Source organism: Hyphomonas sp. UBA4505, from assembly GCF_002388685.1.
Taxonomy (GTDB): Bacteria; Pseudomonadota; Alphaproteobacteria; order Caulobacterales; family Hyphomonadaceae; genus Hyphomonas.
On the sequence record NZ_DGMZ01000011.1, the window covers coordinates 57,292 to 71,052 of the forward strand.

At 58.4% G+C, this 13,761-nt stretch carries 14 protein-coding genes; 9 read left to right on the forward strand and 5 right to left on the reverse strand.

Annotation, left to right across the window (positions count from 1 at the left end):
- Nucleotides 1-19 precede the first annotated feature (19 nt).
- From B3527_RS07515 to B3527_RS07535, 5 genes are all read right to left on the reverse strand, one after another.
- The gene (locus B3527_RS07515) at nt 20-415 is read right to left on the reverse strand and encodes a hypothetical protein (protein WP_206992532.1); all 396 of its coding nucleotides are present in this window, start codon (nt 413-415) and stop codon (nt 20-22) included.
- Between the two features lie 72 nt (nt 416-487).
- The gene (locus B3527_RS07520) at nt 488-967 is read right to left on the reverse strand and encodes a PaaI family thioesterase (protein ID WP_290479074.1); all 480 of its coding nucleotides are present in this window, start codon (nt 965-967) and stop codon (nt 488-490) included.
- A complete protein-coding gene (locus B3527_RS07525; protein ID WP_206992534.1) occupies nt 964-1,335 on the reverse strand; it encodes a tRNA-binding protein in 372 nt (123 codons plus the stop codon). Before B3527_RS07525 ends, B3527_RS07520 begins: the two co-directional genes overlap by 4 nt.
- A gap of 3 nt (nt 1,336-1,338) precedes the next feature.
- Nucleotides 1,339-2,106: an SDR family NAD(P)-dependent oxidoreductase gene (locus B3527_RS07530; RefSeq protein ID WP_290479073.1), complete on the reverse strand. Its 768-nt coding sequence runs from the start codon at nt 2,104-2,106 to the stop codon at nt 1,339-1,341.
- Between the two features lie 83 nt (nt 2,107-2,189).
- Complete coding sequence (locus B3527_RS07535) at nt 2,190-3,848, reverse strand: DUF262 domain-containing protein (RefSeq protein ID WP_290479072.1); 1,659 nt, start codon at nt 3,846-3,848, stop codon at nt 2,190-2,192.
- 112 nt (nt 3,849-3,960) lie between these two features.
- Between B3527_RS07535 and B3527_RS07540 the strand changes: the two genes are divergently transcribed.
- The 9 genes from B3527_RS07540 (at nt 3,961) to ileS (ending at nt 13,730) form a co-directional block, all read left to right on the forward strand.
- The gene (locus tag B3527_RS07540) at nt 3,961-4,797 is read left to right on the forward strand and encodes a fumarylacetoacetate hydrolase family protein (protein ID WP_290479071.1); all 837 of its coding nucleotides are present in this window, start codon (nt 3,961-3,963) and stop codon (nt 4,795-4,797) included.
- A gap of 13 nt (nt 4,798-4,810) precedes the next feature.
- Nucleotides 4,811-5,536 carry a hypothetical protein gene (locus B3527_RS07545; protein ID WP_290479070.1) on the forward strand — a complete coding sequence of 242 codons (726 nt, stop codon included), beginning with the start codon at nt 4,811-4,813 and terminating at the stop codon, nt 5,534-5,536.
- 299 nt (nt 5,537-5,835) lie between these two features.
- Nucleotides 5,836-7,065: an EAL domain-containing protein gene (locus B3527_RS07550; RefSeq protein ID WP_206992538.1), complete on the forward strand. Its 1,230-nt coding sequence runs from the start codon at nt 5,836-5,838 to the stop codon at nt 7,063-7,065.
- Between the two features lie 66 nt (nt 7,066-7,131).
- Nucleotides 7,132-7,632 (forward strand): hypothetical protein, encoded by a 501-nt coding sequence (locus B3527_RS07555; protein WP_290479069.1) that lies wholly within the window; start codon nt 7,132-7,134, stop codon nt 7,630-7,632.
- A gap of 32 nt (nt 7,633-7,664) precedes the next feature.
- Nucleotides 7,665-8,516 carry a TIGR01459 family HAD-type hydrolase gene (locus tag B3527_RS07560; RefSeq protein WP_290479068.1) on the forward strand — a complete coding sequence of 284 codons (852 nt, stop codon included), beginning with the start codon at nt 7,665-7,667 and terminating at the stop codon, nt 8,514-8,516.
- Nucleotides 8,517-8,574: 58 nt separating this feature from the next.
- Nucleotides 8,575-9,006, forward strand: coding sequence for a MaoC family dehydratase (locus B3527_RS07565; protein ID WP_034814112.1), 432 nt, complete (start codon nt 8,575-8,577; stop codon nt 9,004-9,006).
- A complete protein-coding gene (gene ribF, locus B3527_RS07570) occupies nt 9,006-9,929 on the forward strand; it encodes a riboflavin biosynthesis protein RibF (protein WP_206992542.1) in 924 nt (307 codons plus the stop codon). The genes B3527_RS07565 and ribF overlap by 1 nt, the downstream gene beginning before the upstream one ends.
- A 74-nt stretch (nt 9,930-10,003) precedes the next feature.
- Nucleotides 10,004-10,549: a hypothetical protein gene (locus tag B3527_RS07575; RefSeq protein WP_290479067.1), complete on the forward strand. Its 546-nt coding sequence runs from the start codon at nt 10,004-10,006 to the stop codon at nt 10,547-10,549.
- Between the two features lie 193 nt (nt 10,550-10,742).
- The gene (ileS, locus tag B3527_RS07580; protein ID WP_290479066.1) at nt 10,743-13,730 is read left to right on the forward strand and encodes an isoleucine--tRNA ligase; all 2,988 of its coding nucleotides are present in this window, start codon (nt 10,743-10,745) and stop codon (nt 13,728-13,730) included.
- The last annotated feature ends 31 nt before the right edge of the window (nt 13,731-13,761 follow it).

A 13,761-nucleotide genomic window follows, 5' to 3' on the forward strand; every position in this document is an offset into this window, starting at 1 on the left:
CGGTCAGTTCATCGAGTTGCTAGCGCACTTTCACGGTTGCACGAACGCCATCGGGTTCATACTTGCGGCCATTGTCATTGTAGCAGAACGTGGTGTCATAGCGAACGCGCTCGCCGTCTTCCCAAGTATATTGGAACGATTCGTAGCAGTCATAGCCTTTATAGCGCGCGTTCCAGCGGTGCTCACGACGTATCTCATGGCGCGTGTGCCAATGACCGGACTCGTAACCATCGTAAACATATGTTTCGTGTCGATGGCGCGGATGAGGATCAGCGGTTCTTACCCCGACCCCGACGTCCACATCGGTGTCTACCCCTACGCCGATGCCGAGTTGAGCGTATGCGGGAGATGTGGCGAGTGCGGTTGCAGCGCCTAGGGCGCCAGCTGCGGCAACATATTTCAATGACTTCATCATGGTCAGCTCCTTCAATAGCTTATGCTATAAACGGAGCGCTAATGCTCAGGTTCCTGATGTCGTGATATTGCCTTATTTCGAGATGGCAGGCTGGCCCAACTCGTCGCGCGTCCGGATGGCCTTGGCGGCGGTGATCTTTGCCAACAGGCGTCCATTGGTATCTTTCCACTCGGCTTCGACGAGCCCAGTCGTGCGACCGCGACTCACAAGTCGGCCTTCGATCGTGATCAGGCCGTGGCCGACAGGGCGTAGAATGCGGGTCTGCAATTCCATTGTCGTGAACCATTCGCCTTCGGCCAGCGCGCTTGCCATTGTGATGGATACGATATGGTCTGAAAAGCCAGCTACCCAACCGCCGAAGGCGCGGTTCTCACTGATATCGCGGTCGCCCGTATTCGGCCACTCATACCGCGTATAGCCATAGTCGAATTCCTTCAGCCAGAGATCCGGGCGGATGCCGAGATTCTTGAGGCCGAGTGGAGGCTGCCATGTGCCATCTTGCAAATTGCTGAGGAAGGTTTTGGCTTGGGTGGAAAGCGTGCGTTCTGTCATGCGAGTCTCGCGCCATTGGGGACTGGATGATCTGGAGAGAACAAGACGATTCGGTCATCCGTGTCCGGAAATCCCAGTGTAAGGACTTCAGACATGAATTTGCCGATCTGGCGCGGTGGAAAATTGACCACGGCCGCGACTTGTCGCCCCACCAGTTGTTCGGGGGAATAATGTTCGGTTATCTGCGCCGACGATTTCTTTTTGCCGACGCCCGGTCCGAAATCGATCAGAAGACGGATGGAAGGCTTGCGCGCGCCTTCCAACGGCGCGGCCTCAATAATGGTTCCGACGCGAATGTCGATCTGGCGAAACGTATCGAAACTGGTTTCGTCGACGGGGCCAGATTCAGGAGAGTCTGTAAGATGCACGGATCAAACGATCACGGACCCGCCGTCCACGACCACCATCTGGCCGGCCATGTAGGCGCCCGCCTTGGACGCGAGAAAGACAGCGGCGCCGGCAATATCTTCCGGATCGCCGATGCGACGCATGGGCGTACCTTTTTCTACGCGTGCCGCCATTTCGGGGTTCTCCCACAGGGCCCGGGCGAAATCTGTCTTAATCAGGCCTGGTGCGACACAGTTCACCCGAATATTGTGAGGGCCGAGCTCGAGTGCGTAATTGCGGGCCAGCTGGAAGTCGGCAGCCTTGGAAATATTGTATGCGCCAATCGTACTTGAGCCTTTCAGGCCGCCGATCGACGAGATGATGACGATGGCGCCATCCTTGCGCTCTTTCATTTCAGGCGCGACCAACTGGATCAGCCAGTGGTTTGAGATGATGTTGTTGGACAAGATCTTCTCAAAGGATTCGTCATCGATCTCTTCCAGCGGGCCATAATACGGGTTCGATGCCGCATTGCAGACGAGAATGTCGATCTGGCCGAATTCGGCCCGTGTTTTCTCAGTCAGATTCTTCAGGTCATCCTTCGAAGAAATATTGGCTGGGATCGCAATCGCCGTCCCATCGCCATGCTTGGCGTTCAACGCGTCAGCCACGTCCTGGCAAGGGCCCGGCTTGCGGGACGAGATCACCACGCGTGCGCCTTGTTCGGCCATCTGCTCGGCGATGGACTTGCCTATGCCACGCGAAGATCCGGTGATGACAGCAGTTTTTCCGGTGAGGTCGAACAAGCTCATGGTGAGGCTCCCTAATGTATATCTTTGCAGACTCGTTAGCACAGGAGGCCGCTTCGAACAGGGGTCACGCTAGGAAAGGCCGATCAGGCGAGGCTCCATTCCATCATGAGGATTTCGGCGAGCCGTTCTGTGCGTTTTCTAACCACTTCTGACGTCCAGGCTTCCTGATCGACCAGATCCCGTGTCAGCGCAAAATCCTGTCCGCCACCGCCATTGAAATAGACCTCCTTCTTGGCGCGATAGTCGAGCCGGTCGGCTTTCTGGTTCACCTTGTTGGTCAGCAAAACGAAATTGCCGAGCGTGTCGCACTGCTCGCGTCGTTTGGCCGGGTCCGGCCAGGTGATCATCCAGTGGCTATCTTCGCTGATATTGCGGGGCAGGACGTGTTCGACCGTCGCGTCAGACTGAGGGGCAATGGTGAAACCGCCGTCCAGCGCCGCATTCAGGCGCAGCGCCATTGAGCGCCTCTGGCCGAACGTCGCGAACCGACCAAGCATCCTGTCAAAGGCGCGGCGGGATTCATCCTTGGTAATATTGAAAGGGCTGCCGCGGCCATAAAGCGTGCGGCTGTTGCCGATATTCTCGTTCACCTTGTTGAAGCGTTTCGTGCGTTGGTCGCGATCCGTGAGGACCAGCATGATGATGTAGGAAAGCCGCTCCAGCTTGGTGAAGAATTCCGGCGCACTCTCATGTTCCACGCCATGCTCGACAAGGAATTTGAGCGCCGGAGCGCGCCAACTCGTCTGGTCCAGCGCGCGCATCTGGTTCAGCTTGTCGCTGATCAGTTTGGCGTGTGGGCCTGTATCCAGATTGGCGGTCGTGATGATCTTGTAAGCTGCCACGTAGCGGGGCAGGACGTCATCAAGGAAACCGCGTGCGGTGATCTTGGGGATGACGTTTTTCAGGAAGCCGGTGATCAACTCACCCTTTGAAGATTTGTCATAGATTGAGCGGATCTGGCGAAGCAGGTCGTCAAACGCGCTGCCGCCCAGAGCGGCCTCATGCTCGGCCCAGCGCTCAGAGTAAAAGCTTGCTTCTTCAGTTGTGAACTTTGACCTTTGGAACAGTTCGGTCTTGATGATGTCGTGTGCGCCCGGCTCCTTGCCGCGCGTGTTGAGTACACGGAAGACCTTGAAGCCCTGGTCCTTGTCGTTCACCACCACGCGAACCAGCGCGCAGCGATTCATCGTGACATCTGCCAAGGCATTTCGATCTGCGTCTGACAGGGCCTTCACGCGTTTCAGGAGCGTGCGGGCATTTTGGACCATGCGACGTTGGCTGTCACTGTCCCCGGACTCGCCATCCAACCGAAGCGTGGCCCCAGGAGTCTGAATCATATGGCGGAAAAACGGGCCGTCCATATGGTTCAGTTGCAAGCGCCAACTCGCGGCTTCTCCCAGCATGGGGCGTGCCTCGTCAGCAATCAGAGCGTGAATTTCCGCACTTTTCGACGGGTCGGATTCGATGTCTCGCAGGACGGAGAGCAGGATGGTCAGCGTCGTGAGGCGCTGCTGGCCGTCGACAATCTCCAGCAAGCCTTCTTCCGTGCCGCGGTTCAGAACCACAGCCCCGACAAAGTGGGGTGTGCCGGTTTCGGCGGCGTCAAGAAGGTCAGTCAGGAGTTCGCCAGCCTCGCGCTCCGTCCAGGAGTAACTTCTCTGGTAGGGCGGCATGCAGAGCCGTTCGCTGGGGCCGAAAATACTCTTGAGCGAGCTCTCCTGGGCACGTACGCCGAGATCCATACTGGCATCCTCTATACAAGCTTTGTGCCTAGCCCTTGCCAAGTGTCATCACAACGGCACATGAACGGCTTGCAACGCGTTTGCGGAAAAAGTGTGACAGGAGAGTAACGCAATGAAGCTGGTTCGGTTCGCAGAAAATGGTACCGCTCGCTATGGAGTTCTGGACGGGGACATCGTCCGGCCGACAGATGCGACAACTCTGCAAGATGCGCTGGCAATTACAGGATTAGACGCTTTGCCGGTCCCGTTGAAAACGCTCGATCTGCTGGCGCCGGTGGAGCGCCCCCGCAAGATTTTGGGGATTGGGGTGAACTATGCCGCCCATGCCGCCGAGAGTGTGAGTTTTGTGGATACAAAATCTCCGCAGGTGCAGAAATGGTTCAACAAGCAGGCGACATCGGCCAACAAGCCCTTCGGCCGCGTGCATCTACCCAAGGTTTCTGATCAGCTGGACTATGAAGTCGAACTGGTTGTTGTCATTGGCAAGCATGGCCGGCACGTGCCACGTGAGCGGGCGATGGAAATCGTCGCCGGTTTTTGCGTCGGCTGTGACTACTCGGTGCGTGACTGGCAGCGCGCGAGCCAGACCATGATCATGGGCAAGGGGTTCGACACCCACGCCCCGTTTGGTCCGGCTCTTGTGACACCGGACGAAATCGAGGATCTGGCCTCGGTGGAACTGCGCAGCTTTGTGAATGACGAGTTGCGTCAGACCGGTCATGTACGCGACATGATCCATGACATTCCTGCGCAGATTGCGCATCTTACTGCCGCCTTCACGCTGGAGCCGGGTGACCTCATCTTCACAGGTACGCCTGCGGGTGTTGGGGGTGGGTTCACCCCACCGAAGTGGCTGAAGGTGGGCGACCGGGTGCGTCTGGAAATTGATCAGGTCGGTGTCATCGAAAACGAAATCGTAACCGAACCCGGAGACACGCGGATCGGGTAGGGTGTGTACGATCATGAAATTTCGAGCTCTTGGAATTGTCGTATGCGCTATTGCGCTCGCCGCATGCAATCCGGTGACTTCCAAAGATGCCGAGACGGCACGAGCGGATTTGACTGTGCATTCGACAGATTTTGCGGTGCTGCCTTGCTCAAAGCGGAGTTTGCCCGGAGCCTGCGTCCATGTTCTGGCGGGCGGCAAACGGGTCGTATTCGGCGCGCCGGCGGGCATGACACTCGATATGACGCAAGCGAGCTTGCGGAATACCGACGCCGTCATGCTTCTATCCTTGCGCGGTGAGGATATTGAAGGCCTGGACGAGATGCGAAACGCAGCTTGGCGTGCCGGGCGGGAATCTTCTCTTCCGGTGGCGGGTCCATCCGGCACGGGTGACTTTCTAGGACTGCTTAATCGCGCCTATGAGGTGTCCGATGCGCTGATCTATGTCGAGGACCGTCCAGCCGGTGGGTTCGATGCGGCGCTGCTCGCTTTGTTGCCTGGAGACGGTGAGCAGGTGGCAACCGTTTTCGATACCGGCGATTTGCGTATCAGCAAGTTCGAAACCGGGACGGACCGAGCCTTCTATGTTGTGGACTATGTTGACCATACGGCGCTGATCGCGGGCTGTGGCATTGAACTGCCCGACTCGGTAACCGATGGAATTGATCTGGTGCTTGATTGCGAATCGAATTGGCCAACAGCAGATCCGGTTTTCGTGTTTCGTGATGGGGTGGTTAACTGAAAATCGGATCGAGACCTGCTTTTCCACAGTTCTCCGATCTGGGTTCAGATGTGGCTGTGCCAGTCGATCTGACCGCAAATGCGTCATTGTGCCGGCGATAGCTGCCCGTGATGCCAGCACTAATCGCCTTGTCCGCATGCGCGACGCCTGCCATGCTCGACTTGATGGGGATTGTGGCTTGTTTGCAACGGCGCTGTGACAGGATTGCCGCGGTCGACAAATTCCTCCAATTCCTCGCAATTCGTTAACCAATTGGGCCTAGCTGTTAATATTATTGGGTTGTATCGGGTGCTGACGTAATGACTTTTGTTCTGTTCCTTCTATACGCGGCCATCGGCGGCGGCGTCGGCTACGGCGTCTTCACGCTGACGGATGTCGGCCTGCCCATGTCGATTGCGGCGGGTGGCATCACCACGGCTTTGCTGGGGCAGATTCACCTACTCGCCAGTTCAGGACGCGCCACCAAGGACATCGATGACCGCATTGACCGGGTGGAGCGGACCGTTCGGGATTCCGCGGAACGTGTTGATGTCATTGAAGCGCGCACGGATGCCGTCGAGGCGACCGTCAAGCACGAATTGACCGAGCGCCGCGACGCGCTCGTGACCGAGATGAAGCAGCTGGAGAGCCTGATCGACCGGCTGTCCAAGAGCTTTGAAAACAAGTTGGCGGAAACGACCAGCACCGCGGTCGTGGCACCGGAAGAAGATGCTGTCCTGCGTGATGTGCGCGACGCGCTGAAGGATGGTCGTGTTGACCTGCACCTGCAGCCGATCGTGTCTCTGCCCCAGCGTCGTGTGTCCTTCTACGAGGGGTTCACCCGCCTGCGTCGTCCGGATGGTTCCCTGGTTCTGCCAGCGGAATTTCTTGATGCTGCGCGCCGCGCCAAACTGATGGGCATCATCGACAATTTCACGCTGTTCCGGTGTGTCCAGATCGTGCGTCGCCTGGCTGAGCGTGACCGTCGCGTCGGCGTATTCTGCAATATTTCTGCGGCGTCGCTGGAAGACACAACCTTCTTCCCGATGTTCCTGGAATTCATCACCGAGAATCGTGACCTGTCCGGCGCGGTGATCTTCGAGATCACGGCAGACCGGTTCGAGACACGCTCGCGCGCCATGCGGGACAATATGGACAAGCTGACGGCGCTTGGTTTCCGCTTCTCAATTGACCACGCCGATAATCTGGGCCTCGACCTGCCACGGCTTCAATCGGCGGGCATTCGTTTCGTCAAGATGAATGGCACGAGTCTGATGGACCAGCTGCGCGACCCAACCGGTCCGCGCCCGGTCTCGTCGATCAACCGCCGCGTTGATGGAGAAGAAGTCAGCGCCGTGTTCTCGCGCTATGGCATCACAATGATTGCCGAGAAGATCGAGGATGAGGCCAGCGTTGTCGAGATTCTTGAATATGACATCCCGTACGGCCAGGGCCACGTATTCGGCGCGCCGCGCCCGATCAAGTCATCCCTGATGGAAGCCACAGCGCCGCCACAGGAGCTCGTCCAGCGCCTGTCGAATTTCGGCTAGGGCCGCCACCCGACCTTCAATATGCCCCATTTCCAAGCTGTCATCTCCGGTAAAGGAGGTAGCAGAATGAAACGTTTCGTACATATCGGTACTGCGGCAACAATTCTCGCGACATCGGCTATGGCAGAGTCAGGCGCCGTTCAGCGCGTCGACGCGGACTTGCCAGGCCCCATCGAATTTGAGGCGCCTGAGGCGCTGCAAGCCATGACGGAAGGCGTTGTCTGGCTTGATCTGCGCATCGCGCCGGAGCTGGAACCAGCTATCATCCTGAAGGATGGCAATTATGGCAGTCTGGACGGATGCGAATTCGGACCGGTTGAGGCAGACATGGTCATGGTTGCAACGGGGTCTAACCACATGATCCTGGAAGTGCGCACAGGCGACCCTGAGCAGCACGCTGGAAACCTCTTGTCCTGCAATTATGATCCGAACCTGATCTCTGATGACGGGTTTGGCCATATGACCCGTCTGAAGGGATGCTTTTTTGCGCATGCCATTTCCATTCCAACGGCTGTGCACTGGCGCCTCAATCCCTTGCCGGCAGAGGCTTGCGGTTTTGGCGATTGACCGGCTTGGCGGTGCAGCCTAGGTCCAAATGCATGACACAATTGAAATTTCCGGGCGGCCTGTCCGAGATTGCTGGCCAGTATGACGCCATCCTGTGCGATGTCTGGGGCGTGATCCATAATGGCCGCGATGCCTTTGAAGAGGCTTGCGTGGCGCTGGTGAACTTTCGTGAACAAGGCGGAAAAGTCTGTCTCATCACGAATGCGCCCGTGCCAAAGCAGCAGGTCATCGACTATTTCCTCCCGCTTGGTGTGCCAACCGATGCCTATGATGACTGCGTCTCGTCAGGAGATGCGACCCGCGAAGAACTGGCCAAGCGCCGGGACAAGGTTTTCTGGGCGATGGGCGCGAATGCGCGGTGGGAGCGAGATCCGTACCTGTATCAAGGGCTCAACTTGAGCTTTGGCGAGCCGGACGAGTCCGATGTCCTGCTCTGCATCGGGCTGAGCGATTCCCTCAAGGACCATCCGTCCGATTATACCGATACGCTGAAACAGGGGGTCGACCGTAACATTCCGATGATCTGTGCCAATCCGGACAAGCAGGTGCGGATCGGCGGCCAGTTGCACTGGTGTGCCGGCGCACTGGCGGAAATCTATGAAGACCTTGGCGGATCCGTGATCTATCCCGGAAAGCCCCACGCAGCGATTTACGATCTCGCCGTTTCCCGTGTGGGTGACGCCGCCGCAAACAAGTCACGGGTCCTGTGCATTGGCGACAGCCCCACGACCGACATGCGCGGTGCGCGAATTCAGGGCTTTGATGGTCTCTATGTCGGGACTGGCCTGACAGAGCATGGTGCAGACTTCCAGGCAGAAGTTTCAGACCTCCTGGCGGACTATGGCGAGGAAGCAACCTACGCAATGACTGGCCTCAGATGGTGACGTGCTGCGCTGCAGCGTGTAACCAAACTGCCGAAAAGCAATCAGGAGCCCGAGTGGGATGAGCGAATTCACCGGTTACAAATATGAAGACCTCGACATCGGCATGTCTCACGAGACCGTGCATGTGATTACCGAGGATGATATTCAGCGTTTTGCGGAAGTCTCTGGTGACTTCAATCCGCTGCACATGTCGGACGACTTCGCTGCCAAGACGATTTTCGGCAAACGGATCGCGCATGGCGCGCTGACGGCCAGCTATATTTCCGGCATTCTGGGCAACAATCTTCCCGGTCCTGGGGCGATTTTCATCGGCCTGTCGATGCGTTTCAAACGCCCCGTTCACATCGGAGACGAAGTGATCGTGCGCGCAGAAGTGTCCGAGAAGAAGGAGCGTGGCAACCGTGTGACGTTGAAGGTTGATTGTACGGTGGACGGCAAGCGCGTTATTACGGGTGAAGCTGAAGTCGTGGCACCGCGCCGGGAGAGCTGATGAGCATCTTTGCTGACTATCGCGGTTTGCCTGAATCTGCACGGGGCGCGTCGATCGCTCTGGGCAATTTTGATGGCTTGCATGCGGGCCACAAAGCCGTGATTGCAGCTGCCCGCGAGGCTGGCGAAGGATCTTTTTCAGTGGCGACCTTTGAGCCGCCACCTCATGCCTATTTCCGCCCGTTGGATCCCCCTTTTCGGATATTCCGCCCTGAGCGGCGCAACGAGACGATATTGAACGAAGGCGCGGATTCGGTTTTTGAATTGCCGTTCAATGGGGAAATGGCGTCGAAGACGGATGAAGAGTTTGTCCGGCAAGTTCTGGTAGATGGCCTGGGCGTCAGCCATGTCTCCGTAGGGTTCGATTTCCGTTTCGGCAGAGGCCGAATGGGCCATGCGCAGCGCTTGTCGAGCCTTGGGCGCGCGCTCGGCTTTGGGGTGACCATTGTCGAAGAAGTCCAGAATGAAGACGAAAAAGCCTCATCAACCGCGATAAGACAGGCGCTGAGAGCCGGCGAACCGGAGCGAGCTGCGGAAATTCTGGGCTCGCCCTGGATCGCGGATGGCCCTGTGATGAAGGGCGAACAGAATGGACGCAAATTTGGCTATCCGACGGCCAATACAAATCTCGGCGATTTGATCCATCCAAAATATGGCGTCTATGCCGTAAAGGTGCGCATCGACCGGACAGGTGACTGGATGCCGGGCGTCGCAAATTTCGGGCGCACGCCCACCACGGGACTGCGCGACCCACTGCTCGAGGCACATATCTTTGATTTTGTAGGGGATATCTATGGTCGCTGGATTGAAGTCCAGATGCTGTCCTATCTGAGGCCGGAATTGAACTTTGACAGTCTGGATCTGATGGTGGTTCAGATGGGGAAGGACGAAATCGAAGCAAAGCGGCGGCTGAAAGCGTCCTGATTAACTCAGGTTATTGTCAATTCACCGCCATAATCCATTCGTAGACAACTGATGCACTGGTTAGAGGGACGACCATGTTGACACGGTTAGTGGTCACCGGACTTGCTCTGGCAATGGCGCCGCTTGCGATCGCGCAAGAGGCGCCTGTTGAGCCATCCGAGCCGGTGGAGATCGAACCGATTCAGATCATCCGGGCGGTCACGATGGATGATCTTCGGTTCCTGCTGGATGACATGGGCGCGCAGTTCATAGCGGCCGGCCGCACGGGCGACGGTGCACCCTTCGTATTCGGTGAGTTCGATGATGGCCTGACCTTTGGTGCATATGCCGTTTGCGCCGGGCCGGACGGCACGGATTGCCGGGGGCTCGAGCTGATGGCCGTGTATGGTTCAAGTGCGAGCAGTGATGTGATTTCGGGCATCGATCGCGACTATCCGGCGATCTCTCTTTACAAGTCCGACAGCCAGAAGGTGCGGGTTTCCCGCTATGTGATACTGGATCACGGCATCAGCTGGAGTAATCTCGTGGAGAATGCGGCTGTGTTCCGGATGCTTTGCGGCAAGGTTTCTGAGCGTTTGGCGAGCCTCCCGGGGGCCGAAACGAAGGCTGAGTGGAAATAGTGACTCGTTAAGCCGCGCCTGCTACGGAAACGCCATGGCACGGATATGCTTCATTCGAATTAGCCGCCCGGCTGCGCGCTGACCCGATCATCGGGGCCGCGAAGCCGGGAGCCCATGCTCTGAACGCATGAAAAAAGCCGTGGCCATTGCCCGGCATTTCCGTACAACACGCCAAAACTGCCATAGGCCCGACATGACTGATTCCCTGACCGACCGCGATTATCGCGACACGCTGTTCCTGCCCGCCACCGAATTCCCGATGCGCGGCGGCCTGCCCAAGCGCGAGCCGGACTGGATCAAGCGCTGGGACGATCTCAAGCTTTACGAGAAACTGCGCGCTGATGCGAAAGCACGCGGCGCCAAGCCGTGGATCCTGCATGACGGCCCGCCATACGCGAACGGGCACATCCATCTCGGCACGGCGATGAACAAGATCGTCAAGGACATCATCGTGCGCTCGCACCAGATGACCGGCCATGACGCGGCCTACCTGCCGGGCTGGGACTGTCACGGCCTGCCGATCGAATGGAAGGTGGAAGAAGAGTTCCGCAGCAAGAACCGCGGAAAGGATGATGTTCCGGGCGACGAGTTCCGCGCGGCCTGTCGCGCCTTTGCCCAGAAATGGGTAGACGTTCAGGCGAAGGAGTTCCGCGCGCTCGGCATCGAGGGCGAGTGGGACAATCCCTATCTCACCATGAAATTCGAGAGCGAAGCCTCCATCGTCGGCGAATTCCTGCGCATGGCGATGGGCGGTACGCTGGTGCGCGGCGCCAAGCCGATCATGTGGAGCCCGGTGGAGCGCACCGCGCTGGCCGAAGCGGAAGTAGAGTATCACGACCGCAAAGTTCCGGTGATCTGGGTGAAGTTTGGAGTCCCGTCCCGCGAGGACGGTGCAAAGCTGGTCATCTGGACCACAACTCCCTGGACCATCCCAGCCAACCAAGCTGTATCCTTCAGCACGGACATCTCCTACGGTCTCTTCGAGGTCGAAACCGTGATGAGCGAGGAAGAACTGGGCTTTCCTCCGTACGCGGCTGCAGGTGACAAGCTGATCCTTGCGGACAAGCTGGCACAGGACGTACTCGATGCTGCCAAGGTTTCCGCCTTCAAACGTGTCGAAGATGTGGACCCGGCTTCACTCGGTTCGCTGGTTCACCCGCTGGCCAAGCTAGACCCCTTCTTCCAGCACGACGTGCCGCTGCTCGCAGGTGACCATGTCACCGACGATGCCGGTACAGGATTTGTCCACACGGCCCCGGCGCATGGTGAGGATGACTTCAATGCCTGGGTCTCGTCGGGTCGCAGGGCCTCTGATATCCGCGACATCGTCAGCCCTGATGGCGCTTATCAGCACCGTGACCTTCCCCAAGCGCTGCAAGGGCTCGACATCATCCGCACGTCCGGCAAGAAGCGGGGCGAGCAGGGCAAGGCGAACCCGGAAGTCATCAAGCTGCTGGCCGAGAGCGGGAACCTTCTGGCGCGCGGCATCACGACGATCCGCGATGCCCATTCCTGGCGCTCCAAGGCGCCGGTGATCCGCCGCGCGACGCCGCAATGGTTCATCTCGATGGACAAGCCCGGCCCAAACGGCAAGAGCCTGCGCGAGAATGCGCTGAAGGCGATTGAAGATACCGAATTCTTTCCGGCTGTTGGGCGCAACCGCCTGCAAAGCATGGTCGAAGGGCGCCCGGACTGGCTGATCTCTCGCCAGCGCAATTGGGGCGTGCCGATCACGATCTTCGTCAACAAGGATGGCCAGCCGCATACGGCGGCGCTGGAAGCGGATCAGGCAGAACAACTCAATGACGCCATCAAGGCGGCCATCGCCAAAGGCGGGGTCGAGGCTTGGTTCGATACGCCTGCGGAAGACTTCCTGTCGCCGCTGGGCCTGCCTGCGAGTGAGTGGGAAAAGGTCACGGACGTCCTCGACGTCTGGTTTGATAGTGGCACGACGCATGCTTTCGCCCTGCGCGAGCGCGGCATCATCGACGCAGAAACCGGACAGGCCGACCTCTATATGGAAGGCTCGGACCAGCATCGCGGCTGGTTCCAGTCATCACTTCTGGAATGCTGTGCGACGCGCGGCATGGCACCCTACAAGCAGGTGCTGACCCACGGTTTCATCGTCGATGCAGATGGCAAGAAGATGTCGAAATCAATCGGCAACACGATCGAACCCGAGCAAATTCAGAAGCAATACGGAATCGAAATTCTGCGCATCTGGACAGCCTCCGGCGACTATACCGAAGACCTCCGCATCTCCGACGAGATCATCAAGGGCTCGGTGGAATCCTATCGCAAGCTGCGCAACACGGTGCGCTACATGCTCGGCGCGCTCGACGGCTGGACGGAGGCGGAAGCCTTGCCGCGCGAAGAGATGCCAAGCCTGGAACGCTGGGTGTTGCACCGTCTTGCCGAACTCGATGGCCATATCCGCGCTGCGTATGACGTCTATGACTTCAAGCGCATCATGTCGCTGCTGATCAATTTCTGCGGCGTCGACCTTTCGGCGGTTTATTTCGACATCCGCAAGGACAGCTTGTATTGCGACCCACGATTTGAGACCCAATCAGCCTGGGACGACAAGACGGCGACTTATGGCAACCGCCGCCGCGCCGCGCGCACCGTCATGGCCGCCGTGCTCGAACGCCTGCTCACATGGCTAGCGCCTATCATGCCGTTCACGATGGAGGAGGCGTTTCTCGAGAGCCACATCAAGGATCGTGCGGAATCCGTGCACTTGCTGCAGTTCGCTGATACGCCAGACGGCTGGAAAGACGAGGCGCTGGCCGCGCGCTGGGCCAAGATCTTCACGGTTCGCCGTGTCGTCACCGGAGCATTGGAAGTCGAGCGCCGCGAGAAGCGGATCGGGGCATCGCTGGAAGCGGCACCCAAGGTGCACATTGCAGATCAGAACCTGATCGATGCGTTCAAGGGCGAAAGTCCCGCCGATATCTTCATTACATCCGGCGCCGAGCTGATCCACACATCCAATGGTAATGGCGGCGGGTTCACGCTGGACGACACAGATGGCGTGGTCGTCTATCCGGTGAAGGCGGATGGTATCAAGTGCCGACGTAGCTGGAAGTATTTCGACCCGGCGACCGCTGATCCGGTTTTCCCAGATATCACGCCGCGCGATGCATTGACCGTGAAGGCGTGGGACAAAGCCGCCGGATGAGTGCTCAGAATCGCTTGATCAGCCTGCTTGA

Coding starts and splice junctions, on each gene's coding strand:
- B3527_RS07515 (WP_206992532.1), bottom strand. CDS start 415: ATGATGAAGTCATTGAAATATGTTGCCGCAGCTGGCGCCCTAGGCGCT.
- B3527_RS07520 (WP_290479074.1), bottom strand. CDS start 967: ATGACAGAACGCACGCTTTCCACCCAAGCCAAAACCTTCCTCAGCAAT.
- B3527_RS07530 (WP_290479073.1), bottom strand. CDS start 2,106: ATGAGCTTGTTCGACCTCACCGGAAAAACTGCTGTCATCACCGGATCT.
- B3527_RS07535 (WP_290479072.1), bottom strand. CDS start 3,848: ATGGATCTCGGCGTACGTGCCCAGGAGAGCTCGCTCAAGAGTATTTTC.
- B3527_RS07540 (WP_290479071.1), top strand. CDS start 3,961: ATGAAGCTGGTTCGGTTCGCAGAAAATGGTACCGCTCGCTATGGAGTT.
- B3527_RS07545 (WP_290479070.1), top strand. CDS start 4,811: ATGAAATTTCGAGCTCTTGGAATTGTCGTATGCGCTATTGCGCTCGCC.
- B3527_RS07550 (WP_206992538.1), top strand. CDS start 5,836: ATGACTTTTGTTCTGTTCCTTCTATACGCGGCCATCGGCGGCGGCGTC.
- B3527_RS07555 (WP_290479069.1), top strand. CDS start 7,132: ATGAAACGTTTCGTACATATCGGTACTGCGGCAACAATTCTCGCGACA.
- B3527_RS07560 (WP_290479068.1), top strand. CDS start 7,665: ATGACACAATTGAAATTTCCGGGCGGCCTGTCCGAGATTGCTGGCCAG.
- B3527_RS07565 (WP_034814112.1), top strand. CDS start 8,575: ATGAGCGAATTCACCGGTTACAAATATGAAGACCTCGACATCGGCATG.
- ribF (WP_206992542.1), top strand. CDS start 9,006: ATGAGCATCTTTGCTGACTATCGCGGTTTGCCTGAATCTGCACGGGGC.
- B3527_RS07575 (WP_290479067.1), top strand. CDS start 10,004: ATGTTGACACGGTTAGTGGTCACCGGACTTGCTCTGGCAATGGCGCCG.
- ileS (WP_290479066.1), top strand. CDS start 10,743: ATGACTGATTCCCTGACCGACCGCGATTATCGCGACACGCTGTTCCTG.